The organism is Oscillospiraceae bacterium (assembly GCA_035380125.1).
In the GTDB taxonomy this organism is placed as follows: domain Bacteria; phylum Bacillota; class Clostridia; order Oscillospirales; family JAKOTC01; genus DAOPZJ01.
This window is the reverse complement of sequence record DAOSWV010000017.1, coordinates 34,797-61,178: the sequence shown is the minus strand read 5'-3', so window position 1 is coordinate 61,178 and position 26,382 is coordinate 34,797. Positions and strand designations below refer to the sequence as shown.

The 26,382-nt window shown below is 50.5% G+C and carries 20 protein-coding genes; 8 read left to right on the top strand and 12 right to left on the bottom strand.

Annotation, left to right across the window (positions count from 1 at the left end):
* The first annotated feature begins 233 nt into the window (after positions 1-233).
* The 3 genes from PK629_08385 to PK629_08375 all read left to right on the top strand — a co-directional run bounded on the left by PK629_08385 (position 234) and on the right by PK629_08375 (position 8,436).
* A complete protein-coding gene (locus PK629_08385; GenBank protein ID HOP11495.1) occupies positions 234-1,247 on the top strand; it encodes a prolyl oligopeptidase family serine peptidase in 1,014 nt (337 codons plus the stop codon).
* A gap of 80 nt (positions 1,248-1,327) precedes the next feature.
* On the top strand, positions 1,328-2,539 hold the full coding sequence (locus PK629_08380; GenBank protein ID HOP11494.1) for a hypothetical protein: 1,212 nt from the start codon (positions 1,328-1,330) through the stop codon (positions 2,537-2,539).
* Between the two features lie 170 nt (positions 2,540-2,709).
* A complete protein-coding gene (locus PK629_08375) occupies positions 2,710-8,436 on the top strand; it encodes an InlB B-repeat-containing protein (protein ID HOP11493.1) in 5,727 nt (1,908 codons plus the stop codon).
* A 67-nt stretch (positions 8,437-8,503) separates the two neighbouring features.
* Here the strand turns inward: PK629_08375 and PK629_08370 are convergent, their stop codons facing one another.
* The 4 genes from PK629_08370 to PK629_08355 form a co-directional block, all read right to left on the bottom strand.
* The gene (locus tag PK629_08370; GenBank protein HOP11492.1) at positions 8,504-9,358 is read right to left on the bottom strand and encodes an aminoglycoside 6-adenylyltransferase; all 855 of its coding nucleotides are present in this window, start codon (positions 9,356-9,358) and stop codon (positions 8,504-8,506) included.
* A gap of 85 nt (positions 9,359-9,443) precedes the next feature.
* A complete protein-coding gene (locus PK629_08365) occupies positions 9,444-10,139 on the bottom strand; it encodes a hypothetical protein (protein ID HOP11491.1) in 696 nt (231 codons plus the stop codon).
* 2 nt (positions 10,140-10,141) lie between these two features.
* A complete protein-coding gene (locus PK629_08360) occupies positions 10,142-11,497 on the bottom strand; it encodes a PFL family protein (GenBank protein ID HOP11490.1) in 1,356 nt (451 codons plus the stop codon).
* 36 nt (positions 11,498-11,533) lie between these two features.
* Positions 11,534-11,803 (bottom strand): ACT domain-containing protein, encoded by a 270-nt coding sequence (locus tag PK629_08355; GenBank protein ID HOP11489.1) that lies wholly within the window; start codon positions 11,801-11,803, stop codon positions 11,534-11,536.
* A gap of 163 nt (positions 11,804-11,966) precedes the next feature.
* Here PK629_08355 and PK629_08350 point away from each other — a divergent pair, with 163 nt between their 5' ends.
* Entirely contained in the window at positions 11,967-12,206 is a 240-nt protein-coding gene (locus PK629_08350) for a DUF378 domain-containing protein (GenBank protein ID HOP11488.1), read from the top strand.
* 286 nt (positions 12,207-12,492) lie between these two features.
* Positions 12,493-13,092 carry a hypothetical protein gene (locus PK629_08345; GenBank protein ID HOP11487.1) on the top strand — a complete coding sequence of 200 codons (600 nt, stop codon included), beginning with the start codon at positions 12,493-12,495 and terminating at the stop codon, positions 13,090-13,092.
* A 264-nt stretch (positions 13,093-13,356) separates the two neighbouring features.
* Here PK629_08345 and groL read toward each other — a convergent pair whose 3' ends face one another.
* The gene (gene groL / locus PK629_08340) at positions 13,357-14,985 is read right to left on the bottom strand and encodes a chaperonin GroEL (GenBank protein ID HOP11486.1); all 1,629 of its coding nucleotides are present in this window, start codon (positions 14,983-14,985) and stop codon (positions 13,357-13,359) included.
* 21 nt (positions 14,986-15,006) lie between these two features.
* On the bottom strand, positions 15,007-15,291 hold the full coding sequence (locus tag PK629_08335) for a co-chaperone GroES (protein HOP11485.1): 285 nt from the start codon (positions 15,289-15,291) through the stop codon (positions 15,007-15,009).
* A gap of 226 nt (positions 15,292-15,517) precedes the next feature.
* Here PK629_08335 and PK629_08330 point away from each other — a divergent pair, with 226 nt between their 5' ends.
* The gene (locus PK629_08330) at positions 15,518-16,714 is read left to right on the top strand and encodes a biotin/lipoyl-binding protein (protein ID HOP11484.1); all 1,197 of its coding nucleotides are present in this window, start codon (positions 15,518-15,520) and stop codon (positions 16,712-16,714) included.
* A 67-nt stretch (positions 16,715-16,781) separates the two neighbouring features.
* Here PK629_08330 and PK629_08325 read toward each other — a convergent pair whose 3' ends face one another.
* Genes PK629_08325 through rlmN form a run of 5 tightly spaced genes read right to left on the bottom strand, consistent with a single transcriptional unit; the run spans position 16,782 to position 22,143 of the window.
* Entirely contained in the window at positions 16,782-17,447 is a 666-nt protein-coding gene (locus PK629_08325; protein HOP11483.1) for a LiaF-related protein, read from the bottom strand.
* Positions 17,448-17,476: 29 nt separating this feature from the next.
* On the bottom strand, positions 17,477-18,346 hold the full coding sequence (gene rsgA, locus PK629_08320) for a ribosome small subunit-dependent GTPase A (GenBank protein ID HOP11482.1): 870 nt from the start codon (positions 18,344-18,346) through the stop codon (positions 17,477-17,479).
* Positions 18,343-20,343, bottom strand: coding sequence for a Stk1 family PASTA domain-containing Ser/Thr kinase (gene pknB / locus PK629_08315; protein HOP11481.1), 2,001 nt, complete (start codon positions 20,341-20,343; stop codon positions 18,343-18,345). Before pknB ends, rsgA begins: the two co-directional genes overlap by 4 nt.
* 3 nt (positions 20,344-20,346) lie before the next feature.
* A complete protein-coding gene (locus PK629_08310) occupies positions 20,347-21,081 on the bottom strand; it encodes a Stp1/IreP family PP2C-type Ser/Thr phosphatase (GenBank protein ID HOP11480.1) in 735 nt (244 codons plus the stop codon).
* Positions 21,082-21,108: 27 nt separating this feature from the next.
* Positions 21,109-22,143, bottom strand: a complete 1,035-nt coding sequence (gene rlmN / locus PK629_08305) for a 23S rRNA (adenine(2503)-C(2))-methyltransferase RlmN (GenBank protein HOP11479.1) — start codon at positions 22,141-22,143, stop codon at positions 21,109-21,111.
* Between the two features lie 204 nt (positions 22,144-22,347).
* Here rlmN and PK629_08300 point away from each other — a divergent pair, with 204 nt between their 5' ends.
* Positions 22,348-23,439 (top strand): DUF362 domain-containing protein, encoded by a 1,092-nt coding sequence (locus tag PK629_08300; protein ID HOP11478.1) that lies wholly within the window; start codon positions 22,348-22,350, stop codon positions 23,437-23,439.
* Between the two features lie 180 nt (positions 23,440-23,619).
* Positions 23,620-24,330 carry an NAD-dependent protein deacylase gene (locus PK629_08295; GenBank protein ID HOP11477.1) on the top strand — a complete coding sequence of 237 codons (711 nt, stop codon included), beginning with the start codon at positions 23,620-23,622 and terminating at the stop codon, positions 24,328-24,330.
* Positions 24,331-24,431: 101 nt separating this feature from the next.
* Here PK629_08295 and asnB read toward each other — a convergent pair whose 3' ends face one another.
* Positions 24,432-26,285: an asparagine synthase (glutamine-hydrolyzing) gene (gene asnB, locus PK629_08290; protein ID HOP11476.1), complete on the bottom strand. Its 1,854-nt coding sequence runs from the start codon at positions 26,283-26,285 to the stop codon at positions 24,432-24,434.
* Positions 26,286-26,382: the final 97 nt, after the last annotated feature.

The following is a 26,382-nucleotide window of genomic DNA, read 5'->3' as shown; positions in this document are numbered from 1 at the left end:
TTTGGCGACAGTGTCTGCCGCCTGGTGACATTCAAAAACCCGCTCTTAACGCTCTCCGGCAAACCTATCTGCTTGCGTTTCGAGCTTTGTGACTCCGACCTCTATTCGATGAAACTCGAATAATAAATCTCAAAAAGGCGGTCAATATGGCCGCTTTTTTTGAAAGTTATAAGGAAATTTCTTGTAATTCTAACGTCATTGCGTTATAATTTAAATAATGGAGGTATATTAAAATGAAAAAATTTTGTATTGCATTTATATTGATCCTCTGTACGCTTTTATGCGCCTGTGGGAATATCGTCACAGGCAATTCGCCCGCGACAACCGCGAGCAGTTCCGAACCGACGAAGACCGAAAGCGATATCGCCATTGAGGAATACAAGACCATCGAGGATCTCGTTGGATATGCTGATGTCGTTTCCATCAGCAGAGTAACATATGATTTTAGCGAAATGGAAACGTCCTTTATAGATGAAGAAACTGAAACGGCGATAAACGAAGTCACTAACGACACGATAACATATGAAATCGTTTATACGGTCGACGGATTTAGGATTACCGGATATATCTCTGCACCCTCCGATTATCTTACGAACAATTATCCGATCTTGATTTACAACCGCGGAGGCAATGGCGATTACGGTGCAAATACAGCGGAAAGCATTGCAAGATACGCTTATTACTTCCAGTATATCGTAGTTGCGACGCAATACCGCGAAACGGGAATCGGAACCGGCAGAGATCGGTTCGGCGGTGAAGACGTCAACGATGTACTCTTTCTTGTAAATATGACGCAATCCATAGCGTTCGGGGATCAAGATAAGGTATATATGCTCGGTGTATCGCGCGGCGGTATGGAGACATGCCTTGCCATCCGCCAGGACACAAACTCCGTTATCAAAGCGGCGGTTTCCGTCTCGGGCGTCTATGATTTGGAAAGCCTCTATTCCTTCCGCACGGACATGCAGGATGTGCTGAAAAACCGTATCGGCGGCACTCCTTCTGAGGTTCCCGAAGAATACGAAAAACGCAGCGCAGTGACCTTCGCGGATCAAATCAATATTCCGATTCTGATCATTCACAGCACGCGCGATCAAAAAACTCCTTATTCAGATGCAAAAAATTTTGCGGAACTGCTTGAGCAATACGATAAAAGTTATGAATTCATCACCCGCAGGGACAATGCTCACGGCATTGAAAGCCCTGATGAAATCAATACCATCATCGAATGGTTCGAGAGCTTATAAAAGTTCCATATCCTATTAACATTTTATGATATGATAAATTAATATTTTAAATTTTTATCTTTGAAGGAAAGGTGGTCGGCATGAAAAAATTCAATCCACTAAAAAAGATTCATTTTATCAAAATCATCGCCTTGTGCATCTGCATGATATTATTAGTCACCGGCTGCCAAGGTGTCACCGAATCAATCCCGACATCTTCCCGCTGGGTCAGTTCGGAAGGCCCAACCATTACATCGCTTATGCCAAGTACGCAGACTTGGCCCTATGTCTCGAGCCAACCCGGCACAGAAGAGAGCAGTGCTCCTGCTTCTTCAAGCTTGACAACTTCACAGCTCGAACAGATTGAAAGAATTCGCATGGTCATACTTCAAGCGGGTGATTTCGGTCAGAATATATGTGCATTCGATAACGGTGTTCCTCTCGCGTCCGGTTTGTTTCCGGATCAAGCGGTGTGGATAAAAGACCGAGTCGGTACAAACGTTTATTTATATAATATTCAATATCCCTACACAGTTTTCCCCGCTTTTCCGTCGGCTTCTTTTCATTATTCCGTCTATTCCGACACGTTTCAGGATGAATATGCAACTGCCGGTTATGAGTGGGGATTCGGCGGCTGGATCGCCTTCACCGACGACGATTATCCTTTCAACTTCCCCATTACTCATCACGCCTATACCGCCGATGCCCAACCGGCCCGCCCTGATTGGAAAGAGGCCTTTATTCCGTTAATTGAAGAGAAAACCGGTTATGACGGAGGATATGATATCTCCGACACCCCGTTAATCATCACCGATGTATGGCGGTTCGACCTCGACGGTGACGGCATTGACGAGGAACTGGTTCGTGCCTGCAACGAAGTACAGATCCCCAAAACCGATCAGGAAGTAAAACCTGCAAGTAAAAACACAGGCATTTATAATATCATGATCCTCTTCAGCACGACGCTGGAAACGACCGTAATTTACAAAGAGAGTTACTTTATTAATAAATTTGTTAACGAGGAGTTTTATGCATTTGAATACGAAAACATTGAAAACCGCGGTTCCGGCACAACCGACACGTGCGTTTTACAATATGACAGCGAAGGCAATCTCATCCTTTGTCCTTATTATAAATACGGTGAGTATTGGATTATCCGTCCTCAAATCCCGATCGTCTGCGACGCGGACGGCGACGGAAAGCCGGAATTGATTGTTGTCAAACGCCCAAATGAATATTGGCGTGTCGCTGTGTATAAAGCGGGGCTTGACAGCGGCGAGCTGCTCTGGTGCGAAAATACCATGCACCCGTAAAAAAATATCTGCAAACCCTGTTTTTTATTTGTGAAAAAGGTGGAATTTTATTTATTCTTATGCTACAATAAAAAGCGTAAAACACTTATGAAGAAACAATTTCCTTTTTTTGGGGGAATTTTTTCTGTTGTGAACTCAGTCCTCAGAAACTATATAACTGGAGCGATAATATGAAGTTCAAAAAAATGATTGCCGCAGTGTTAGCTTTTATGTTAACGGCTGCATTTTTTAATGTGCCGGCGGCGGCAATCACATCCCCCTCCATTACTATGGGTGCAGTGGTGCGTTCCGACGGAGATCTGTATTACCCGGGTCTGACCGTCTCGGGCAGCGAAATCAGAACCGTCCTGATCAGTTTTTCCGCCGAGGTCACTTCCGGGGATAAAATCGTACTTCCGGACACACCGGCGGGCTTTACCGTCTCCGCGAGTTCATCGACCAACGACTACGCCAAGCGTATCAATGTGGACAGCAGTGTGACAAGCGACGCGATACAAAGTTATCTGCGTGCCGTCGGATATGAGCTGGGCGGTGAGACACAATCCGTGCAGATCGTCATTACCAATGATAATATCGAATATGATACATTTTATAATACCGATACGCAGCATTATTATCAATTTATCTCCGCCCCCTCCGACGGCGTTGCCTGGACAACAGCCTATGCCGCAGCAAAGGGTATGTCTTATTTGGGCAGATCGGGCTATCTCGCAACTGTCACAAGTGTGGATGAGGATGTCTTTTTAAATTCTCTTTCCGCCGGCCAGACCGGTTGGTTGGGCGGCACAGTCTTAGCAAACAGCGGATCAGTAACCGATAAAAACGGCTTAACGAGCGGCCCTCTGCTCTACTATTCGTCTTTCGATGTGAACAATGCGGTTTCCAGCGGTTGGTACTGGGCTTGCGGACCGGAAATCGGAACAGAATTTTACAGCGTGAAAAGCATCAATGACGTGAGCGGAGCAGATGACGAAGCAAAAGCCGCAGTTGCAGATGCACTGACGGATGATGCCAATCCTGACGCTTACTACAATTGGTCAAGAGGCAACGCCTATGAACCCAACAACACCGTTTCAGACACAGGCCGCGATGAAAATTGCCTGACGACGCTGTTTCTTTCCGAACGCATCGGAAAACATGATACGTCGTTTACCTGGAACGATATTGCGTACAATTTTATTGACCAAACCAATGATTATTCAGCTAAGGGCTATTTTGTCGAATACGGCGATTGGGAAACCGGAGATTCCGGCAGCGGAGACTCCACATTCGCATCTGCCGGCAGTACGCTTTCTGTTAAGCCTGTTTTGACGGCGGGCGATGTCACACGGACCACAGACACCACGGGAACTGTAAAATTCACCTCCAGCGAAGCGGGAGAATACTATTATGCGATTGTCGCTGCCGGTACAACCGCACCCACAATAGACACTTCCGCCACGGGAACGGCCTGCATTGCCGGTGAAAACACCATCACCAATCCGACCGGCCTGACAGCAGGTGCGAAGGATATCTATATCAAAGTGAAGAACGCGGCAAACACCGTCAGTGACGCATTGAAAATCGAAATTCCGGCTTGTTTGAAGCTCACCGATATAACATGGAAGAGCACGACCTCCTACACTTGCGGCCTTGAGCTTCCGTCTACGTCGAAAATGGTTACAATCTCGGTGAACAGCGGGTATTTTACCGTTCCTTCACTCGGCAGCGGTACGCTTACCTTCCTCGGCGGAACCAACGGATCGATTTACATCGACACCTTTACCTCCGCACAACAGTTTGCCGGCGCCGTCTTTTCCTTCACGGATAACACAGCGGCCCAAACATTGTTGAGCAATATCATCTATTCGACGGAAGGAGAGACACCCCAAACCATCACAACCTGGTCAAGTACCGTCTCACCCCAGGGCAACGACATTTACTTTGAAGGGCATTTTTACCGTTATGTCGCGGGCAGTATCGACTGGATCAGCGCTGTGCTTGCGGCGGGAAGCACAGTGGATCCGTATTTCGGAGGCCGCGGCTACATCGCAACCGCTACGAATCAGGCAGAAAATTCGATCCTGCTGAAGCTGACCGACACGGGCGGCACCACAGCAGACCACTGGTACGACGCTTGGATGGGCGGCCTTTGGCAGAGAAATACCGGCACCGTCTCCAGCCCGAGTATCACAAGAGGAACGGACGGGAACGAAATTTCCTACCAAAATCTCCTGAGCGCCACCGCCGCCCAACGCCAAAGCATGCTTTTGGATTATACAATTAAATACGGGAACGATATCAGTTTTATTAATACCACACCGGAAATAATAAAATATTATTGGCTCGATGGTCCGGAAGCCGGACAGGAGATTGCGTTCAACACAGACGACTTCTCGCCCTGGCATTCCGGCGAGCCCAACAACGGCGACTTTGTCTATATCGGATGGGAGGGCGCTTACTGGGACGATCTCAGTGCCTATTCCGGCGACAACACCGCCAACGGATTTGCAAAGGTGACCGGGTATATTGTCGAATTTTCCGGCTTTGACGGCGGTTCCACCGAGAGCGTCGTTCAAGAAGACACAAAGACCACCACCGCGGACACTACAGCTCCGACGCTTACGGCGGGTGCCGTCTCCCGCACCTCCGACACCACGGGAACCGTAAAATTCACCTCCGGCGAAGCGGGACAATACTATTACGCGATTGTCGCTGCCGGTACAACCGCACCCACAATCAATGCCACAGGCACGGGAATCACCTGCAACACAGGTGAAAACACCATCACCAATCCGATCGGCCTTACGGCGGGTGCAAAGGACATCTATATCAAAGTGAAAGACGCAGCCGGCAATGTCAGCGCCATGCTGAAAATTTATATTGCAAACTTCAATACCGCACCGGTGTTTTCGGGAACTAATACCAAGCTGACAGTCGACGCAAATTCTTCCGAAAACGACATCGGAGCCCTGATCGGTGTCTCCGACAGCGACGTCGGACAGACGCTGACATGGTCGCAGAAGACCGCTCCGAGTCACGGAACTCTTGGTTTTTCCGGTGCAACCGCCACTTCCGACGGCACATCCGTTCAACCGGGCGGTTCTGTCACTTATACGCCTTCCGATAACTACGCGGGAACCGACAGCTTTACCATTCAGGTCAGCGACGGATATGCGACCGTCGAACGCACGATCACAGTGACCGTCGTCGACCGAATCGCACCGACCGCGACCATCAATCTGGGAACGCACCAATGGAGCAGCTTTATAAGCTCCGTCACATACGGAATATTCTTCAAAAATTCGGTTTCATTCACCATAACGGCAAACGATGAGGGCGGCAGCGGCATCATGACCGTTCAGTGTTTAAAATCAGCCCTTTCGCTTACCCTTGAACAATTACAGACAGTGACCTACTGGAATAACTACGTCTCCTCAGGTTACACCATAGACGCCATAAACGGATCAAAGTTCATCATCTACGCCAAAATAACCGACTATGCCGGCAATGTGACCTACATCAATTCCGACGGAATGGTATTCGACCTTCAGGCCCCTGCCATTTCCACAAGCTATGTCAAAGACGCAACCTCCATCGGCGTCACCGTGACTGACACCGGCTCCGGCGTTGGCACAGTCACTTACACAATCAACGGCGGCAGCACACAGACCGCTGTTCTCTCCGACGGAAAGTTCACGATCTCCCCGCTCGCAGACGGAAAATATGACGTCGTCATCACGGCCAAAGACACCGTCGGGAACGAGAGCTCTCAAACCGTCCATATAGTCTCGTTACATACGGTCACCTTCAAACTGTATGAGGGAGACACAGGTGCGCCTTTGAAAACCCAAACGGTGGAATACGGCAGTTCCGCCACCGCGCCCGCCGATCCCACCCGCACAGGATTCACGTTTAAGGGCTGGGACAAGGCGTTTGACAATGTCACGGCGGACATCACCGTCAACGCCACCTGGGACATCAGCGGCATCACCGTCACTCCCTACACCGAAACCTATGACGGTACGGCTCACGACGCCGTCACCGTAACGGGGACGCTCTCCGGGGATGTCATCACTTACAGCACGAACGGCTCCGATTATTTCGCAACGCTTCCGCAAATCACCGACACCGGCAGCTATCCCGTTTATGTCAAAGTTTCCAGAACCGGTTATACCGACTGGACAAGCACACTGAACACGGCGGTTATCACCCGCGCCTCCGGCAGCCTCAGCATCACCTCTGACCCCGGCAAAACCTATGACGGCACCACCGTTTCCAATCCGTCAATCAGCAAAACCGGCGACGGAATCGTTTCCTTCACTTATTATAATGATAATGAGAATGCACTTGGTTCACAGCTCTCCGGCGCACCGACAAACGCGGGAACCTATTGGGTAAAAGCTTCGCTTGCGCAGGGCACGAACTATACAGCTGCGGAAGCAACCTTCAAATTCTCAATCGCCCGTGCCTCCGGCAGCGTCAGCATCACCTCCAATCCCGGCAAGACCTATGACGGTACCGCCGTTTCCAATCCGTCAATCAGCAAAACCGGCGACGGAATCGTTTCCTTTACTTATTATAATGATAATGAGAATGCACTTGGTTCACAGCTCTCCGGCGCACCGACAAACGCGGGGACCTATTGGGTAAAAGCTTCGCTTGCGCAAGGCACGAACTATACGGCCGCAGAGGTAACCTTCAAATTCTCAATCGATTGCGCTGAAATCGTGGGCATCGTATCCATTCCCAACGCAATTCTAACCGGTGACACCGTTTCGGCAGACGTCACAGGCGCTTTGCCGGCAGCTGTAACTTACAGCTATCAGTGGAGCCTCGACGCAACGCCGATTGAAGGCGCCGTATCCGCAAGCTATACAGTCAGGTCCGCCGATTACGGCAAGTCCCTTTCCGTCACTTTGAACGCAACCGGAAATTTCTGCGGCAGCATCACAAGCGACGGTGCAGTCATCGGAGAAAATATCCGTCCGACCGCAGAAATTACACAAGGTATCAACCATTGGAACAGCTTCCTCAACACCGTCACTTTGGGATTGTTCTTTAATGATACGGTCATGATTTCCGTAAAGGCAAGCGATCAGGGCGGCAGCGGAATCAAGAGCGTGGCGTATTATATATCGTCCGTTCAACTCACCGAGCAGGAAGTGCGGACCTTGTCCGGCTGGAGCGAATACACCTCCGTTATCTCCTTGACCCCGACAGATGCAAGCCAAGTCATCGTCTATGTCAAAGTCACCGATAACGCCGGAAACGTCACCGTCGTCAGCTCGGACAAAATGGAATTCGACCTGCAGTCTCCCTTGATTTTCGCCGATTACACAAAGAACGCGTCCTCCATAGAAGCGACTGTCATTGACGGCGGTTCCGGTGTCGATACGGTCACCTACACGATAAACGGCGGCAACGCACAAAATGCGATCCTGTCCAACGGAAAATTCATAATCTCCCCCCTCGCCGACGGGAAATATGACGTAGTTATCACGGCAAAAGACCTGCTCGGAAACGAGAGCACAAAGACCATCCATGTGGCGTCTGTGTACACCGTTACGTTCAAACTGGATTCAGCTGGCACCGTTTTGCTCAAAGAAACGATCGAATACGGCAGCACCGCCCCCGCCCCCGCCCTTCCCACCCGCGAAGGATATACTTTTAAAGGATGGGATAAATCGCTCGATAAAATCACGGGGAACATCATCTTCTGTGCCACGTGGGAAGTCGCCGCTCCTCAAAGCGGCACAATCGGAATAAGCGGGAATTCCGGTACGGGTTCCGATGTAACCGCACCGAGTATGGGCAGTTCCTTCCCGCTTTACCCGTTGATGGTTCTCGGTTTCTGCTCTCTATTGGCAGGCGCTGTCATCATCAGGAAAAAGCGTATCGATATTTCCGAAGAATAAAATTTCTATCACATCTCAATTAAAATGCCGGCTTCTCGGGCCGGCATTTTTGATTTTAATTCCGCATTTATCGGCAGTATGCTCCGCCTCTTACCTTTTTCAAATAATCCCGTATGCCATCCTCATCTTTTTGGTTATATGTATAGTTCATATATTGCCCCACCTCCAAAGCCGCTTCGTGAAACAGATCGCAGGCGGCGTCAACCGCTGCCCATAATTCGTTATAATCGACGCCGGAATAGGTCTTCTTATATTGTTGGTACCGTTCGGGCGTCAATAGGTTTTTATAATACTTTCCATGCTTGCCGCACGATACCGTAAATTCGTGCTCGGTGCCGATCAGCCAATGCAGCATATCCTCCAACTCCGAGCGCACGATCTCGTTGTACATCCACATCACATAGGGCAGTTCGTCCCGGACAATACCCTTTGCCACATTGTTCAGACACCACCAGAAGTTATTACAGCAGGAAAGGTAAAACAATTCCGAAGGTCTCTTGACATGCCAGATTTGATCATTCGGCGGCGGAAGAACCGGAACCAACCCCTTTCCTCCGTCTTTATCGAGCAAAACCATCGCGGGTTCGCCGTCATCGATATACGGCTTAAACTCAAAGCTCAAATCAATTCGATTTCCGTCGGAAAACAATACCAAGTAAGTGAAATGACCGTCCCCCTCCGAATAACGCATTGCCTCAGGCATCTGCATCATCAAAGGCTTACCGAACTTCCCCTCAATCCACGCCGGATTGTTGTAAAAAGGTTCAATATCCGAGACAAAATAGGTGATATCGTAATCCTGATAACAATCTTTCGGCGCATTCGGATTTGCCCGGGAGCCGGACAGCAAAACCGCCCGAATCCTGTCATCCAAGTTCGCGACGTTTAAAATTAAATCGAATATTTCCCGTTCACTTCGCATAACCCTTTTCCCTCCGAATTTATAATACAAAAGAATGCTCCGTCAGGAGCATTCTTTCAAAGCGTCAAGCGAAAACTTGACGCTCTTAACGGTTATTCCAATAATCGCGGTTTTGTTTCTCGCCCCACTTTACGGATTTTTTATATTTGCGCCGGTTATACATGCTCAGCGAGAGGTTCTTGACATCTCGGAAAAGCTGTTTACCGAAAAACAACAGCAGCACCGCTACCGCCGCCAGAATTGATGCCCGTTCAGCCCAAGTCCCGATGATTAAAATAAGCAAAAAATACGCCGCGTCGGCATAAGCCAGCCATTTGATCTTGATCGGCAGGATAAAAAACAGCAGAATCTGATAATTCGGGTAAAATATCGCAAACGCGAAGAACAACGACATGTTCAGATACAAATTGTCATTGTATCCCGTGATAAAGCCCGCCGCGATTAAAAACAGAATGCAGAAGTAATAATACAGATTGAACTTGGCAGCACCCCATTCGTTTTCAAGCGAATTGCCGATCATCCAATAGAAATACAACACGAAAAAGATGAAAAGAATACCGGCACTCGGCGGAACAAAAACAAAGGTTAAAACCCGCCAAACCTGCCCCTGCAAAATCAATGTTCGGTTAAATTCAATCAACTGTGACAGAGTGGTACCGTATCTCGCGCTCATCAGCAAATCGATCAAAAACACCAAAAACTGCCCCGCTGCAATGTAAAGCATCAGATTTTTGATCGCTATTTTTCTAAATTTATATGCCAGCTTATCCAAAAATGTCATTTCTAATTCCTCAATGCCTGTAATACCGCGGGGATCCGTCCGCCGCGCTGAATCATTTTTTCGGGTGACCAGGTGCTGATCTCCATCACCGGCGCGCTGCCGAGCAGTCCGCCGAAACTGACCTCATCCCCGACCTTTTTCCCGATGGCCGGAATCACACGCACCGCCGTGGTCTTGGAATTGACGACCCCGATGCTGGCCTCATCGGCTATTAGCGCCGAGATCACCGCCTTGCTCGTATCGCCCGGCACTGCAATCATATCGAGACCCACCGAACAGACCGCCGTCATGGCCTCCAACTTTTCAATCCGCAGACTGCCGCGCCTTGCCGCCGCGATCATACCCGCATCTTCACTGACCGGAATAAACGCGCCTGACAACCCGCCGACGTGCGAACTGGCCATGATGCCGCCTTTTTTGACCGCGTCGTTCAGCAGTGCCAACGCCGCCGTCGTACCGCAGCAGCCGGCGCTCTCCAGGCCTATTATTTCCAAAATCTCTGCCACCGAATCACCCACGGCAGGTGTCGGTGCCAATGAGAGATCAATAATGCCGAATTCGACGCCGAGTCGGTCCGCCGCCAGTTCGGCCACAAGCTGACCCATGCGGGTAATCTTGAAAGCCGTTTTCTTGATGATATTCGCCGCCTGCGACAGATCGCAGTCGCCCGCTTCGCGCAGAGCCGCCGCCACAACACCCGGCCCCGAGACGCCCACGTTGATGGCGCACTCCGGTTCTCCGGTGCCGTGAAATGCGCCGGCCATAAAGGGATTATCTTCAACCGCATTGGCGAACACGACGAGTTTTGCGCAGCCGATGCAGTCACGGTCTTTGGTCGCTTCAGCGGTTTTCTTGACGATTTCGCCCATCATCGCCACCGCATCCATGTTGATACCTGCCCGTGTCGAAGCCACGTTGATGCTGGAACAGAGTTTTTTGGTTTCGGAAAGCACCTGCGGAATCGCCTCAATCAACGGCAGATCGCCGCCGGAAAAACCCTTCTGCACCAACGCCGAAAAGCCGCCCAGAAAGTCCACATCGGTGGCTTCTGCGGCTTTGTCGAGTGTAAGCGCCAGTTCAAAAGGATCAGCGGTCGCACACAGCATTGCGGCAGGCGTGACCGAAATACGTTTGTTGATGATTGGAATGCCGTATTCAGCGCTGATACCCGCGCAGATCTCTTTCAGCCGTCCCGCTTTTTTTGTGATTTTATCGTAGACCGCCGCACAGGTGGCTTTGCTGTCGCCGCGGATGCAGTCCAGCAGCGAAATCCCCATCGTGACGGTGCGGATGTCGAGATTTTGATCTTTAATCATCCCCACGGTCTCAAGGATGTCGTGTATATCGCGTTTGTTCATCGTATAATCCGTCCTTTGGCTGTCGGAAAACTTGTTTTAAATATGGTGCATTGTGTCGAAGACCTCTTCCGAAATCACATAGATCACAAGCCCCATCCGTTCGCCCTCGGCCTTGAGTGCCGCGGCAAAATCCGCAAGTTTAATTTTTGATTTGGCCATATCCACCAACATCAGCATCGCAAACATGTCGTCCATGATTGTCTGGTTCACGTCGGTGACGTTTATGCTGTTTGCGGCGCATTGTGCGGAAATTTTGGCCAATATTCCAACCGTATCTTTTCCCAAAACGGTAATAACTGCCTTCATAATGATACCCGCCTTTTCAGTAAAAAGTTAAAAAAACATTTTCAAACTTTCGATCCCTTTCGGGTTGATGAAGGAATTATACCATATTTTTTATACGATTAAAAGTATAATTGCCGTTTACCTTGAGAAAATAAGAACACATCCTATTTTAGGAGGGTTTTTTATGGTCATTGATAGAATCGCTTTGATAATCATGATAATCGGAGGGCTGAACTGGGGCAGTGTCGGATTGTTCAACACCGATCTGGTCGCGCTCACCTTCGGCAGCGGCAGTGTTGTCGCCCGAATCATCTATTCACTAGTCGGCATTGCGGCACTTTGGTGTATCTCTCTGTTGTTCAGGGAACGCAGCGCCGTCACCGAGGGACGCATGGAAGCGCAGGCCCGCAGCACCAAGGATTAAAAAATTTCACCGGTTAAAATTCGGATGCGATCTTTTCCTTTTATAAAAAGAGGGAAAATTGCGGCGGCGTAAATTCTGCGCCGCCGTTGATTTTGCCGTAATGAACCCGCCGTCCCTGTAGGGAAAAGTCTTGACTTTTCCGAGCGGGCGAACCTCCTTCGCCCGCGAAACCGTTGTTTTGTGTTTTCGGTCATATTACATAATATGAATTGACATCTGCTAATATCTCTGTTATGATTGAGACATTCCAATTTATGGAATTCATTTTCAAGAAGAAAGGTGGATTATGATGAAAAAAGTATTGATTGCCCTCCTTATGTTTTGTTTACTCCTGCCCGGCTGTATGAGCAACGGGCAACCCGCCGAATCGGAGTCTTCTGCCCTCTCAATCGATCCAACCGAATCTGAAGCGCAGACCGACGAAACGACCGCACAAATCGCAGACATTACTGATGTCATCCAACGTTATTTTAAAGCTCTGGAAAATGATGACACCCAAGCGCTAGCGGAATTAACAAATTACCGAATTGCTCTCTTCGGTTATGAAAAAGGAGAAGACGGTGGTTGGACTTGCCCGATCAAATCCTACGGAAATGCGATTGCTTATAATTTGAAAATCGAATACAGCGCCAGCCATGAAGCCACGGGGTGGTACTCTGCCTCTGAGAGTTACAATGTGACGTATGAAATCGACAAGGATAATCGCGAATATCAAAATTATCTCAAAAACGATCCTGCGCTTTTTGATATGTATTTCACCCAAGAGACCGATGATATTTACAATCTCCTTGATAACGGTCGATATGCCACATGGAAACATATCGGCGTTATGAAAGACGAAACCACGGGCAACTGGGTGATCTCGGGATTCGGCACCGGGGGTTGAGTTAAACAAGATCGAATCCGTCTTTGCGAGGAGGTACGACGAAGCAATCCAGAGAACAAGTGTCTGGATACCGCACAATCCAATTGCCCCCAGTGTCTGGATTGCCGCGGGGCATAAAGCCCCTCGCAATGACGACAAATATAAACAAAAGCGGCGGCGCTTTCGCGCCGCCGCCCTTAATTCTGATTTTCGTTTGCCGATTTTTACACTGTCACTGTACACTTTTAACTGTGAACCGTGCACTTAGCAATTGCGGGATGATGATCAATACATATCCATGCCCGGATTGCCCATCGGCGCCGGCGGAGGAGTTGGTTCTTTCTTATCGGCGACCAGCGATTCGGTCGTGAGAATCATGGATGCGACCGACGCGGCATTCTGCAATGCGGAACGGGTGACCTTGGTCGGGTCGACGATACCGGATTCGATCATATCGCAGTAGGTCTCTTTGTAGGCATCGAAGCCGTAACCGGCTTTGCGGCTGCTCTTGATCTTATTGATGATGACCGAACCCTCGAGACCGGCGTTTGCAGCGATCTGGCGAATCGGTTCTTCAAGCGCTTTGAGAATAATCTTAACGCCTGTCTTTTCGTCACCGTCGACCTGTGCGATCAACTTATCGACAGCAGATGCAGCGTTCAGCAGTGCGACGCCGCCGCCCGCGACGATACCCTCTTCAACGGCCGCTTTGGTTGCGGAGAGTGCATCTTCCATGCGCAGTTTCTTTTCTTTCATTTCGACTTCGGTAGCCGCGCCGACCTTGATGACGGCGACGCCGCCGGAGAGTTTGGCAAGGCGTTCCTGCAGCTTCTCGCGGTCGAAATCAGAAGTGGTGGTCTCTATCTGAGTCTTGATCTGGTCGATGCGGGCTTTGATCTCGTTGGTGTCGCCCATACCGTCGACAATGATGGTGTTCTCTTTGCCGGACTTGACCTGACGCGCTCTTCCGAGCATCTGAATGGTGGCCTCTTTGAGTTCCATGCCCAGTTCTTCGGAAATCACCTGACCACCGGTCAGGGTCGCGATGTCACGGAGCATTTCCTTGCGGCGGTCGCCGAAGCCCGGTGCTTTGATGGCGACGCAGGTGAAGGTACCGCGCAGTTTATTGACGAGGATGGTGGCAAGGGCTTCGCCCTCGACGTCCTCGGCGATAATGACCAATTTCTTGCCGGCCTGAACGATTTGCTCGAGCAACGGCAGAACGTCCTGAATATTGCTGATCTTGCGATCGGTAATGAGAATGTAGGGATCGTCAATGACGGCTTCCATCTTCTCGGAATCGGTTGCCATGTACGGAGAGATATAACCGCGATCAAACTGCATACCGTCGACGACGTCGCACAGGGTCTCTGCGGTTTTGGATTCTTCGATGGTGATAACGCCGTTGGCGCTGACCTTGCTCATGGCCTCTGCGATCATGTTTCCGATAAATTCGTCGCCGGAAGAGACGGTCGCGACACGTGCGATGTCCTGGCTGCCGCTGACGGTGCGGGAATTCTTTTTGATTTCATCAACTGCCACATCGACTGCTTTTGCAAGCCCCTTTTTGATGACCATCGGGTTCGCGCCTGCGGCCACGTTCTTCATACCTTCGCGCACGATGGCTTGTGCCAGCAGGGTCGCGGTGGTTGTGCCGTCGCCGGCCGCGTCGTTGGTCTTGGTGGCGACTTCGCGGATCAGCTGGGCGCCCATATTCTCAAAAGCGTCCTCGAGTTCAATCTCCTTGGCGATCGTAACGCCGTCATTGGTGATTAAAGGTGCACCGAATTTCTTGTCCAGAACGACGTTTCTGCCCTTGGGGCCGAGTGTGATTTTGACGGTGTTCGACAGGTGGTCAACGCCCGCCTGCAGGGACTTTCTGGCGTCCTCGCCATATAAAATAATTTTTGCCATGGTTGTTCAATCCTTTCCCGATTACTCTACGATTGCCAGGATATCGGACTGGCGCACGACGTTGTACTCCACGCCGTCCATTTTGACTTCGGTACCGCTGTACTTGCTGGTGATGACTTTGTCGCCGACTTTAACATACATCGTGACTTCGTTGCCGTCGACATTGCCGCCCGGACCGACCGCTATAACCTCGGCGATCTGGGGCTTTTCCTTTGCGGAGCCGGCCAGAATAATGCCGCTCTTTGTGGTTTCTTCCGCTTCGACCAGTTTTAAAACAACTCTGTCAGCTAACGGTTTGATCTTCATGTTCTTTTCCTCCTGTGAAGAAATTTTACATAAAATTAGCACTTCATTCGTTCGAGTGCTAAACACATTCTATACCCCCTTCCCCGCTTTGTCAAGGGGGTGCTCCAACATTTTCCGTGATTTTTTTGTGATGAAATCGGCAAGTTTCAGTGGATGAGATTGACATTATTGAAAATTGATATTATAATGTAGCCGTCATTAAAAACCGTTTCGGGGAGGCCGATTTGTGAAAAAGTTCTTTGCTTCTGTATTATCACTTATACTTGTATGCGGGTTGATTTCAGGCTGTTCACAGAACGGTCCTTCCGGAGGTCTGGTTGCACCATCCAGTGCCGACGGCTTGACCCACGATTATGTCACCGTTCTGTCTACACGCGGAGACATCAAAAAAGTCCTAAAAAGCACTTCCCCTTCCACTTTCCGTTCAACCGATGCCGCAACCGCCTACTTCACCGTATCGGGGACCATTGCAACGGTTAACGTCGTCTGGGGAACAACCGTCAAAGCCGGAGATATTATTGCGACCCTCGTCGAGGCTGCGGACTACAAAGTAGAAGTTGCAAAAGCCAAGCAAGCGCTTGATATTGCCGAAATAAACCTCAATCAAGCCAAAACGAACGCCGAAGGCGGCGGTGAAGTTGCGCTTGCGCAATTAAAATGGCAGCAGGCACAAAACGAATTTGAAGCCTCCGGCAGCGACAACGAACAACTTCGCCTGAACACGGAAATCCTCAAAGCCACATACGAAAATCTTGCTTCCACAGCAAAGAATACATACAGTGATCTCCAGCTGAACTATGATACCCTCAAAATTCAATATGACCAGGCACAGGCAAAATATGAAGCGTGTTTTCTCAAAGCACCGATCAGCGGCGAAATCACCTGGATCGGTCAGCGAATATCCGAAGGCTACACTGTAAGTGCCTTTAGCCAGGTCGCCACCATTGAAAATGACAGCGGTTTTGCACATGTCTATTATGGATCTTCCACCGACTCTCAATACCTCTCAGTCGGAGATGTCGTCACTGTGATCACAACAAAAACCGGCGTACAATATCAGGGACGCATTCTTTACGCGCCCGGTTCAATACCCGGCGACATTAATTATAATTTGGGCGGTAACGCCGAATCTCCCGTATATTTTATCAGATTGATCGGTTTCGACTATTCTCAAGCGAGCAACGGAAACTCCGGCGGTGATCTCAATATCGTTTTACAAGATCACAAAGACACGGTTCTGGTTGACACTTATTTACTCAAATCCTACACGGATGACGACGGAAACACCGCTTATTACGTCAATATTCTTTACAAAGACGTTCCGATTCGAAAAAACATTATAATCGGCATTAAGAATGGCGATTACACCGAAGTGCTCTCCGGATTGGAAGAAAATATGGATGTCGTTTATACCCCGTCGTAAACACCTCTTTGGATATGCAGAAATATAAAAAGCGCCGGAATACCGGCGCTTTTTTGATAGAATGAACTCAATACACCGTCAGCGAACCGAACGCGCTGTCGGCGTTGATAAATACGGTCGGCGCACTTGCCAATCCGCTGTCGGTGTGTTGATTTTTGGCACCGCCAAACACATTGTCACCGCTCATTTTGACGTTGACATTGTTCGGAAGAAAAATCTTTGCGCTGCCGAACGCAGTATTGACGCTGATGGTCGCATCACTTTCAATGATGGCATTGCGCAAGTCGAGTTCAAAACTGCCGAATACCGCGGAATAACTGCCGCCGGTGAATTTTTTTCCGTCAAAGGAACTCTTGCGCTCGCTGAAAATTGCCGAATCGTCATTGTCATAATCCCGGTCGATTTTCACACAAAACCGATGCCTGTGTATGGTTTTTACCAGTACCATCAGGCCAATGATAACGATGATAACCGGCAAAATCAATTTTCCGAGTATATCTTCCGCCACATAACCAGATTTCCATAAAAACAACATGATACCGGCCGCAAGCCCGAACAAAGCGCCGCTGCGAATGCCGTCGGTAATCAGCCAAATCAGACAGGGGATGATGATGAAAAATGCCCACCAGCCGCCCGCTGCCGCCGGGAGTACGCCAACCACAGTCAGCGCGTAAGCGATGCCGCACAAAATCAACGCCACGCCCCACAGAACCCGTTTCAATTTACCTCTCATTTTCTTCAAACTCCTTTATGTAATGTTTTTCAATACTTTTTAATTGAAGAAACCTCTTCATATAAGAGCTTATAACTTTCATAACGGCTTTTTGCAATCTCTTCGCTTTCGACGGCTTCACGCACTGCGCATCCCGGTTCGTTGATATGCCTGCAGTCGGCAAACCGGCAGCGGTCTTTTTGGGAGGAAAACTCCAAAAAGCAATCCGCCAACGCTTCGGGGCTGATATCCGGTGTCAGTGTCTCGAGATTCATTGCCGAAAATCCGGGGGTATCGCAGATGAAAACACCCGATTCAATCTCAAAAAGTTCCGCCTCGCGAGTGGTGTGCTTGCCGCGGTTGAGCGCCTTGCTGATCTCACCGGTCTTGCGGGTCATTCCCGCAAACGAATTGAGGAGCGTGGTTTTTCCGACGCCGGAGTTGCCCGAGAGCAGATTGACGCCCGGAACCAACAGCTTTTTCAATTCTTTCGCCTGGTCGGCGTCTTTCCCGCACAGCGCCACACAGGGATATCCGGCATCCGTGTAAAGTTTAACATAACGTTCCGCCGACGCGAGGTCGTCCTTGGTGATCACGACCGCGCAGTCTATCTTCTTTGCCACGGCAATCGCCAGCATTTTATCCAGCAATCCGACGTTGAAATTCGGTTCCTTAATCGAGGCTACTGCCAACATCCTGTCTACATTGGCCACAAACGGCCGCAGCATCAGATTTTTGCGCGGCAGCACTTTCGCCAATACCGGTGCTGCTCCTTCTTCATCGATCAGCACGCGATCCCCTGCGGTCGGCGCAAAATTGTCCTTTCGAAAAATCCCGCGCGCCCTGCAATCCACGATCTTATCGCCGCAAAGCACGCTGTAAAGCCCACCGATGCATTTGAGCACGAGCCCTTCGGTCATTGGTTTTCCTCCGAGTTGGTTGATAGATAACCGGGGGATAAATCCACCGCATAATCCACGCCGTATATCTGATAGTCAAGCATATCGAAATCCACCAAGATCTCACGTAATAATTGACCGTTGGCATTGACTTTAAAAAGCTGCGTGCCGTCGGCGATCTCGACCGTGAATACGACGGTCGTGCTGCCGGGAGAAATTACAATGGAGGCAATCGGCGGTTCATCGGTTTTATAATAGACCTCAACCAGATAGGCAAAACTGCGTTGCGGCAGATTGGTCAGCATGACGTCCATCGTCTGAGTTTCGTCGAAATAATACGAACCGTCCGAAACGACGATATCAACAACGGTTCCGAGGGCCACATATTCGCCTGTGTTGGGCGTCGTCTCCATAACAAGGTCTTTTTCCATTGCGCTGGCCGCATAGGTCACCGTACCCACCTGAAGACCCTTTTCAATCAAAATCCGTTTGGCCTCATTAAGCGTGAGGTTTTTGATTGATTCCGGAATTAAGACCGCTTTGCTCTCGGTGTTAATCGCGACATAAACTGTGACGGTCGTACCGAGCTGCACCTCTGTGCCCACTGCAGGATCGGTCGAAAGCACATAGCCGGGTGCAGTCTCGGTCGAAAATTTTTCAACCACTTTCGGGAACAGGCCGAGTGCTTCAAGAGAACTGATGACTGCCGTCTTCTCACGTCCCGAGAAATCGGAGATCGTGACCAAATTCGGTCCCTTGCTGACCTTGACGGTGATCGTGCTACCCTCGATCACCTTTTTCGGCGGTGTCGGGGTCTGCTCATAAATAACGTCTTTGGCATACTGATCGTTATATTGCGAGGAATCATCATATTCGATGTTGAATTTGGCATAATTCTCATTGGAAATGATGTCATAATAATTCTGACCCACAAAATTCGGGAGGTCGACCTCAGCGCCCGCCGGCGTCAACAGAGTTGTCTTCAGCAATACCGCGCTGAACACAAACAATCCGGTTCCCAGCATGACCGAAAGCGTGATGCCGAATAAAATTCCGAGCCAGCGGCTTTTGATGCGCCGGAGCTTTCCTTCTTTGACGGGCTTCGCTGCTTTGACAGGTTTTTGCACCGGTGCCGATGCGGGTTTCTGAATAGCCGGGGTATATTTATAAGCAAAGACAATCCCGGGATTGTGCTTGAATTTCTCCAACGCCGCCAGCATCTCAGCTGCCGATTGATAGCGTTCGGCAGGATTTTTGCGCATTGCCTTGGCGATGATCTCTTCCAACCCCACCGGGATATCCGGATTGAGCTTGCGCGGTGCAATCATAGCGGCATTCATCTGCATCACGGCCACCTGAGCCGGATTCTCAGAGTCAAACGGCAGCCGGCCGGTCAGCATCTCATACAGCAATATGCCCACCGCATACAAATCCGCGCGGGCATCGACTTTGTCTCCTCTGGCCTGTTCGGGACTCATGTAGTGTACCGAGCCGATCGTGCGTCCGGCGTCGGCGGCGTTCTGGCGCATAAACTGCGCGATGCCGAAGTCGGTCACCTTAATCGTGCCGCTCGAGGTCAGCAATATGTTCTGGGGTTTGATATCACGATGCACAATGCCGTTTTCATGGGCATGCACCAATGCGGACAAAATCTGCGAGACAAATAATATACTGTCCTTCCAGGATAAAATTTTCTGTAACTCGATAAATTCCTTCAATGTGATACCTTCGACCAGTTCCATGACGATATACTGCAGCCGGTCGCCGAGACAGACGTCATAAACCTTGACGATATTGGGATGCGAAAGCACCGAAATCGCCTTGGATTCGGTCTTAAACCGGCGGCGGAATTCGTCGTTGGCCAGATATTCCTCTTTAAGCAGCTTTACCGCCACTTTGCGGTTCTGCTCGAGGTCAAAAGCGGAATAAACCACTGCCATCCCGCCAATCCCGATAATCTCGCGCAGTTCGTATCTGCCGTCCAGCTTCTTGCCGAGATATCTCTCAAACTGTCCCAAGTATTATGCCTCCGATCTCATGATAACCGCCGTGATGTTGTCGCCGCCGCCGTGTGCGTTCGCGCACTCGATCAGCCGCTCACAGATATTCTCAAAACGGTACTTCAGCATTATTGACGCGATCTCTTCATCTGTGACAAATCCGCTGAGTCCGTCCGTACATAATAAAATCGTATCTCCCGGCCGGAGCGTGACAAACCGGTAATCTTCCTCGATTTTCTCGCTGATGCCGATTGCGCGGGTGATAATATTTCGCTCGGGGTGTGTGCGTGCCTGTTCTTTCGTGATATACCCGAGCTCCACCATGTCTTGTACCAGGGAGTGATCTCGCGTCAGCTGGTTCAAAACGCCGCTGCGAAATGAATAAATGCGGCTGTCACCGACCGCTGAGATGTGCAGTACCCGTTTGTTCATCGCCGCCATCACCAGTGTCGTACCCATGCCGTCGTAGGCCGAATCGCGGTGTGCCGCCTTCCAAACTACGGTGTTGGCTTTTTTCAGCGCCATGTTCATTGCCCTGCGCAAATCGGTATCGCCCGCGTTCTTTTTATGCTGCCTTGTCAGTTCGTTCATCACCGTTTCGGCGGCCAGACGGCTGGCACGTTCGCCTCCGGCGGCACCACCCATGCCGTCGCAGACCACGGCCCAGCCAAACTCGTCACCGAGTACGGAAAAATCAAAACAGTCCTCGTTTTGAGAACGCTCACGGCCGACGTCGGTTTTTCCCACGATCTGCATGCGGGTCATTGCTCCCTTTTCAGCTTATTAACACTGCTCATTCCTGCGCAGCTGTCCGCAGGAGGCATCGAGGTCGGCGCCCATCGTCCGACGGATTGTGACGCTGGCACCGCATTCTTCCAGAGTTTTATAAAACTTCTGCACTGTCTGTGCCGAAGGCGGGAAAAATCCGGTTCCCTTAACCGGATTGCAGGCAATCAGATTGATGTGGCACAGCTTCCCGCGTAAAAGCGCCGCAAGTTCCCGTGCGTTCTCAACCGAATCATTGACGCCTCGGATCAAAGCGTATTCAAAAACCACCCGCCGCCCGGTCATTCGAGTATAATAATCCACTGCCGAAAGCAGCTGCGCAATTTGATACTTTTTATTAATCGGCATCAATTTGTCACGGATGGCGTCGTTCGGCGCGTGCAGCGAAATCGAGAGTGTCAGGCCGAATTTGTGTTCGGCAAGTTCACGGATTTTGTCCGCAAGGCCGCAAGTCGATAATGAAACATGGCGTAAACTGAGTTGATAACCATCGGGCGCGGAGAGGTTCTTTAAAAAAATGACGACATTTTCAAAATTGTCGAGCGGTTCGCCAATACCCATCAGCACGATGTTGTCTACTCTGCCGCCGCATTCTTTTCCCGCTTCGGTGACCTGTCCCAGCATTTCGCCTGCCGTCAAGTTCCGGCAGAAACCCGCCGGAGGTGAGGCGCAGAATTTGCATCCCATCCGACAGCCCGCCTGCGTGGAAATGCAGACCGAATTGCCATACTTATACTTCATCAGCACACCCTCGACTTTTTCGCCTCCGGTGATGGCAAAAAGGAATTTTTTCGTGCCGTCTTCAGATAATAAAACCCGGTCGGTGGTGACCTCCTGCAGGGCAAAATCCGTCTTGAGGGAATCGCGCAGCGACTGCGGAAGATTGGTCATATCATCAAAGGTCTCCGCGCCGCCGTAGGCCCATTTCAAAATCTGGTCCGCGCGATAGGACGGCAGGCCGCGGTCTTTCACCCAGTCCCGAACCGCCTGTATCGGTATACTCGTAAGCCCCTGCCGCATGATCAGGACCATCCTCTCGCAGATTTTGGGCATGGTTCATTTGGTGAAGGCAAATGAATCAAACTATGGGTTTAAAAATGGATTTTCAAACCTCATACCTCCCCTCATATATAATACCCAAAACCCGCCTCAATGTCAAGATTATGGCAGTTGCTCCGGGTTGATTTCGGAAGCTCGATGATGTAGAATAATAACAATCATTTTCGGAGGTGCACCATGGCTTCAACCGTCTATTTTACCGACTTCAATACCCACAACGGCAGCCGCCTGACCAAACTGGCAAAACTCATCAAGGCCGCAGGGTTTTATGACATTGACTTCGAGCGCAAATACGCCGCCATTAAAATTCATTTCGGCGAACCGGGCAATCTGGCGTTCCTGCGCCCTAACTATGCCAAAGTCGTCGCCGATGCGGTTAAAAGCAAGGGCGGGAAGCCTTTTCTGACCGACTGCAACACGATGTACGTCGGCCGGCGCAAAGATGCCGTCAGCCATCTCGACGCGGCCTATGAAAACGGCTATTCGCCGCTCACAACCGGCTGCCAGATTATCATCGGGGACGGATTAAAAGGCACCGACGAGGCGCTGATCCCGATCGACGGCGAATTCGTCAAAGAGGCCAAAATCGGCCGCGCTGTCGCCGACGCCGACATCATCATCTCGATGAATCACTTTAAGATGCACGAAGAAGCGGGCATCGGCGGCGCGCTCAAAAATCTCGGCATGGGCTGCGGTTCCCGTGCGGGCAAGACCGAAATGCACTGCGACGGCAAACCCCGGAGCAGCGACAAATGCCGGGGCTGCGGTATGTGTATTAAAAACTGCGGCCAGGACGCGATCACCCTGATAAACGGAAAAGCGTATATCAATCACGAAAAATGCGTCGGCTGCGGACGCTGCATCGGCATCTGTCCGTTTGACGCCATTCACACGAACGATTTCAGCGCCGTGGATAAACTCTGCAAAAAGATCTCCGAATATGCGCTCGCAGTCGTCAAGGACAAGCCGTCGTTCCATATCAGTTTCGTGATGGACATCACGCCGGCCTGCGACTGCCATGCCGGAAACGATTCCCCGATCGTCGCCGATATCGGCATCTTCGCTTCGACCGATCCAACCGCACTCGACGTGGCTTGTGCCGACGCCGTGAACAACGCGCCTGTGCTCTCGGGCAGTTTACTTGACGGCAAAAAGCCGCAGGGAGACCATTTCAAAACCATGTATCCGCACACTGACTGGCGCGTCGGCCCGGAGCACGCCGAAAAAATCGGCCTCGGCAGCACGAAATACGAATTGATCAAAGTGTAAAATTTAAAATGTAGGGACGACCCCATGTGGTCGTCCGTCCCTCTGTAGGGATCGGCGTCCCCAAAAATTCCCCTCTTTGGAGGGGTGGCACGAAGTGCCGGAGTCGTCACGCCCTACGGCTTAAAAACCTTCACTTTAAACTATACGTTTTACACTTTTCACTTACTTAAAGAGGCATATATGCATAGTAATCTTCAACAAATCATCAACCAAAGCAACAATATCGTCTTTTTCGGGGGTGCCGGGGTCTCGACCGAGAGCGGCATCCCCGATTTCCGCAGCCAAGATGGATTATACAACCAAAAATACAACTACCCGCCCGAGACCATTCTCTCGCATACGTTTTTCATCGCACACCCGGAGGAATTCTACCGGTTCTACCGCGAGAAAATGCTCTCCTACACAGCCAAACCCAACGCCGCTCATTTAAAACTCGCCGAGCTCGAACAGGCCGGAAAGCTGAAAGCCGTTGTCACGCAAAACATCGACGGCCTGCATCAGGCTGCTGGGAGCAAAATCGTTTTCGAACTGCACGGCTCGATTCACCGTAATTACTGTATGGAATGCGGCAGCTTTTACGATATGCCTTTTATCAGGGACAGTTTGGGCGTTCCCAAATGCACCTGCGGCGGCACCATTAAACCCGATGTGGTTTTATACGAAGAGGGGTTAGATACTGCCACGGTTGAAGGCGCGGTCGGCGCCATCTCAAAAGCCGAAGTCCTGATTGTCGCCGGCACGAGCTTGACCGTCTATCCGGCAGCGGGTCTGCTGCGTTATTTTCACGGCAAACAGCTTGTCCTCATCAACCGCGACGCCACGCCCCTCGATGATACCGCCGATTTGGTTATTCATGCCAATGTCGGGGAAACATTAGCGAATATTATGTAACACCGCTTCAGCGGTGTTATACAGCGTTGTGAACATTATTTTCTTATCTCATATTGGCGGGCTTTTGCTCGCTCGGAACGGTCAAGACCGTTCCCTACAATTCATATTAAAATCCTCGGCTGATAAACCCTCAACCACTCCTCGAACTGCAACATATACGCAATCAGCTGCGGTGATGCCATCAGCTGCCCAAACCACGGCTTGCCGGTCTCGGCGGGCTTTTCGAGGAAACTTTTAGCCTTCTTTTTATCGACAAACGCGTGAATCGGCGAATTCGCATCGGATATAACCGTCAGCAGTTTTTCTTTTAACAACCGCTCGTAATTCGGATTGTAGGTCTTGGGATACGGGCTTTTTTTGCGCAGTAACAACTGCGGCGGCAGGACGTCTTTAAACGCGTCCCGCAGTAATGATTTTTCGATGCCGTTTCGGCGTTTCATCGCCCACGGCACGTTGAAAAGATAATCCATAATCCGATGGTCTGCAAACGGCACACGCGCTTCCAGCCCCGAGTGCATACTGGCTCGGTCCATGCGGTCGAGCAATGTCTGCATAAACCACTTGATGTTCAGATAGGTGATCTCGCGCCGCCGCCGTTCCTCCGGCGTTTCCCCCGGCAACACCGGCACCTTGGCCACCGATGCCCGATAAGTGTCGTTGACATAATCGGCGAGATCAAGTTTTTGAATCAGATCATCCTGTAATAAGCACTGGCGTGTGGCGATATTTTTTGACCACGGGAATCCGTCGTCCGCCATCAAATCCTCCCGATAAAACCACGGATATCCCCCGAAAATTTCATCCGCGCACTCGCCGGTTAATGCTACCTTATTGTGCCGTTTGACCAGCCCGCAAAAGTACATCAGCGACGCGTCGATGTCGGCCATACCGGGGAGATCTTTCGAGACCATCGACTCCCCGAGCAGCCCGGCCAGTTCCCGCTCATCACACTCCAAATACCGATGATTGGTCTTAACCGTTGAAAGCATGATGTCAACATAAGGCCGGTCGCGCTCGGGCTGAAAGGAATTTGCGGCGAAGTATTGGTCGTTTCCGGAGAAGTCGAACGAATAGGTATTCAGCATTGCACCTGCCTGCTTCAACGCCTCCACGGCGACGGCGGTTACAATGCTCGAATCGACTCCGCCCGACAAGAAACTGCACACCGGGACATCTGATATCATCTGCCGCGTAATCGAGTCCCGCACCAAAAACGAGACGGTCTCGACGGTCTTTTCGTAGTTATCGGTGTGTTCTTTGCAAGTCAAATCCCAGTACTTTTCGCTGTAAAATCCGCTCTCGTTAAACACCGCGCGGCAGCCGGGCTCCAGTTCATAAATCCCCGCGAATACGCCGCAGCCCGGCGTTCTGGCCGGTCCGATACCGAATACCTCTCGAAAACCGTCGAGATTCAATTCCGACTCGATGTTCGAGTGCGCAAAAAGCGCTTTCAATTCCGACCCGAAGACAAGCAACCCATTCTGCACAGTATAAAACAGCGGCTTGACACCCGCATGGTCACGAAAGAGCGCCAGACGTTTTTCTTTTTCGTCCCAGATCGCAAAAGCAAAAATCCCGTTCAATTTTCCGACGCATTCCATGCCGTATTCGATGTAGGCGTTTAAAATGACCTCGGTGTCGCAGGTGGTCTCAAACTCATACCCCGCCGTCTTCAACTCGTCGGTCAGCTCTCCGGCATTATAAATCTCACCGTTATAAACGATGGCGTATTCAAATCCATCCTTGCTACGAATCATCGGCTGCGCTCCGCGCGAGAGGTCTCGAATCGATAGCCGTGTATGCGCAAGCCCGACGTTCTCGCGCAGATATTCACCGGTCTGGTCATGCCCCCGGTGCGCAATCGATTCCCGCATCTGTTTTAAAATCGCAATATGTTGTTCCTGTTCATGGAGAAAATTATTATGAAAATCACAAAAGCCCGCGATGCCGCACATAAAGCCGCTCCTTCCAAAAAAACAAGGGGGATCTGCCGCAAAATTCGCGGCACGAACCCCATTGTCCGTCACGACCCTATTTTATGCAGAAAACCTG

Excerpts from the sequence above, each read along its gene's own strand:
- PK629_08385 (HOP11495.1), top strand. The coding sequence starts at position 234 with ATGAAAAAATTTTGTATTGCATTTATATTGATCCTCTGTACGCTTTTA.
- PK629_08380 (HOP11494.1), top strand. The coding sequence starts at position 1,328 with ATGAAAAAATTCAATCCACTAAAAAAGATTCATTTTATCAAAATCATC.
- PK629_08375 (HOP11493.1), top strand. The coding sequence starts at position 2,710 with ATGAAGTTCAAAAAAATGATTGCCGCAGTGTTAGCTTTTATGTTAACG.
- PK629_08370 (HOP11492.1), bottom strand. The coding sequence starts at position 9,358 with ATGCGAAGTGAACGGGAAATATTCGATTTAATTTTAAACGTCGCGAAC.
- PK629_08365 (HOP11491.1), bottom strand. The coding sequence starts at position 10,139 with ATGACATTTTTGGATAAGCTGGCATATAAATTTAGAAAAATAGCGATC.
- PK629_08360 (HOP11490.1), bottom strand. The coding sequence starts at position 11,497 with ATGAACAAACGCGATATACACGACATCCTTGAGACCGTGGGGATGATT.
- PK629_08355 (HOP11489.1), bottom strand. The coding sequence starts at position 11,803 with ATGAAGGCAGTTATTACCGTTTTGGGAAAAGATACGGTTGGAATATTG.
- PK629_08350 (HOP11488.1), top strand. The coding sequence starts at position 11,967 with ATGGTCATTGATAGAATCGCTTTGATAATCATGATAATCGGAGGGCTG.
- PK629_08345 (HOP11487.1), top strand. The coding sequence starts at position 12,493 with ATGATGAAAAAAGTATTGATTGCCCTCCTTATGTTTTGTTTACTCCTG.
- groL (HOP11486.1), bottom strand. The coding sequence starts at position 14,985 with ATGGCAAAAATTATTTTATATGGCGAGGACGCCAGAAAGTCCCTGCAG.
- PK629_08335 (HOP11485.1), bottom strand. The coding sequence starts at position 15,291 with ATGAAGATCAAACCGTTAGCTGACAGAGTTGTTTTAAAACTGGTCGAA.
- PK629_08325 (HOP11483.1), bottom strand. The coding sequence starts at position 17,447 with ATGAGAGGTAAATTGAAACGGGTTCTGTGGGGCGTGGCGTTGATTTTG.
- rsgA (HOP11482.1), bottom strand. The coding sequence starts at position 18,346 with ATGACCGAAGGGCTCGTGCTCAAATGCATCGGTGGGCTTTACAGCGTG.
- PK629_08310 (HOP11480.1), bottom strand. The coding sequence starts at position 21,081 with ATGCAGATCGTGGGAAAAACCGACGTCGGCCGTGAGCGTTCTCAAAAC.
- rlmN (HOP11479.1), bottom strand. The coding sequence starts at position 22,143 with ATGGTCCTGATCATGCGGCAGGGGCTTACGAGTATACCGATACAGGCG.
- PK629_08300 (HOP11478.1), top strand. The coding sequence starts at position 22,348 with ATGGCTTCAACCGTCTATTTTACCGACTTCAATACCCACAACGGCAGC.
- PK629_08295 (HOP11477.1), top strand. The coding sequence starts at position 23,620 with ATGCATAGTAATCTTCAACAAATCATCAACCAAAGCAACAATATCGTC.
- asnB (HOP11476.1), bottom strand. The coding sequence starts at position 26,285 with ATGTGCGGCATCGCGGGCTTTTGTGATTTTCATAATAATTTTCTCCAT.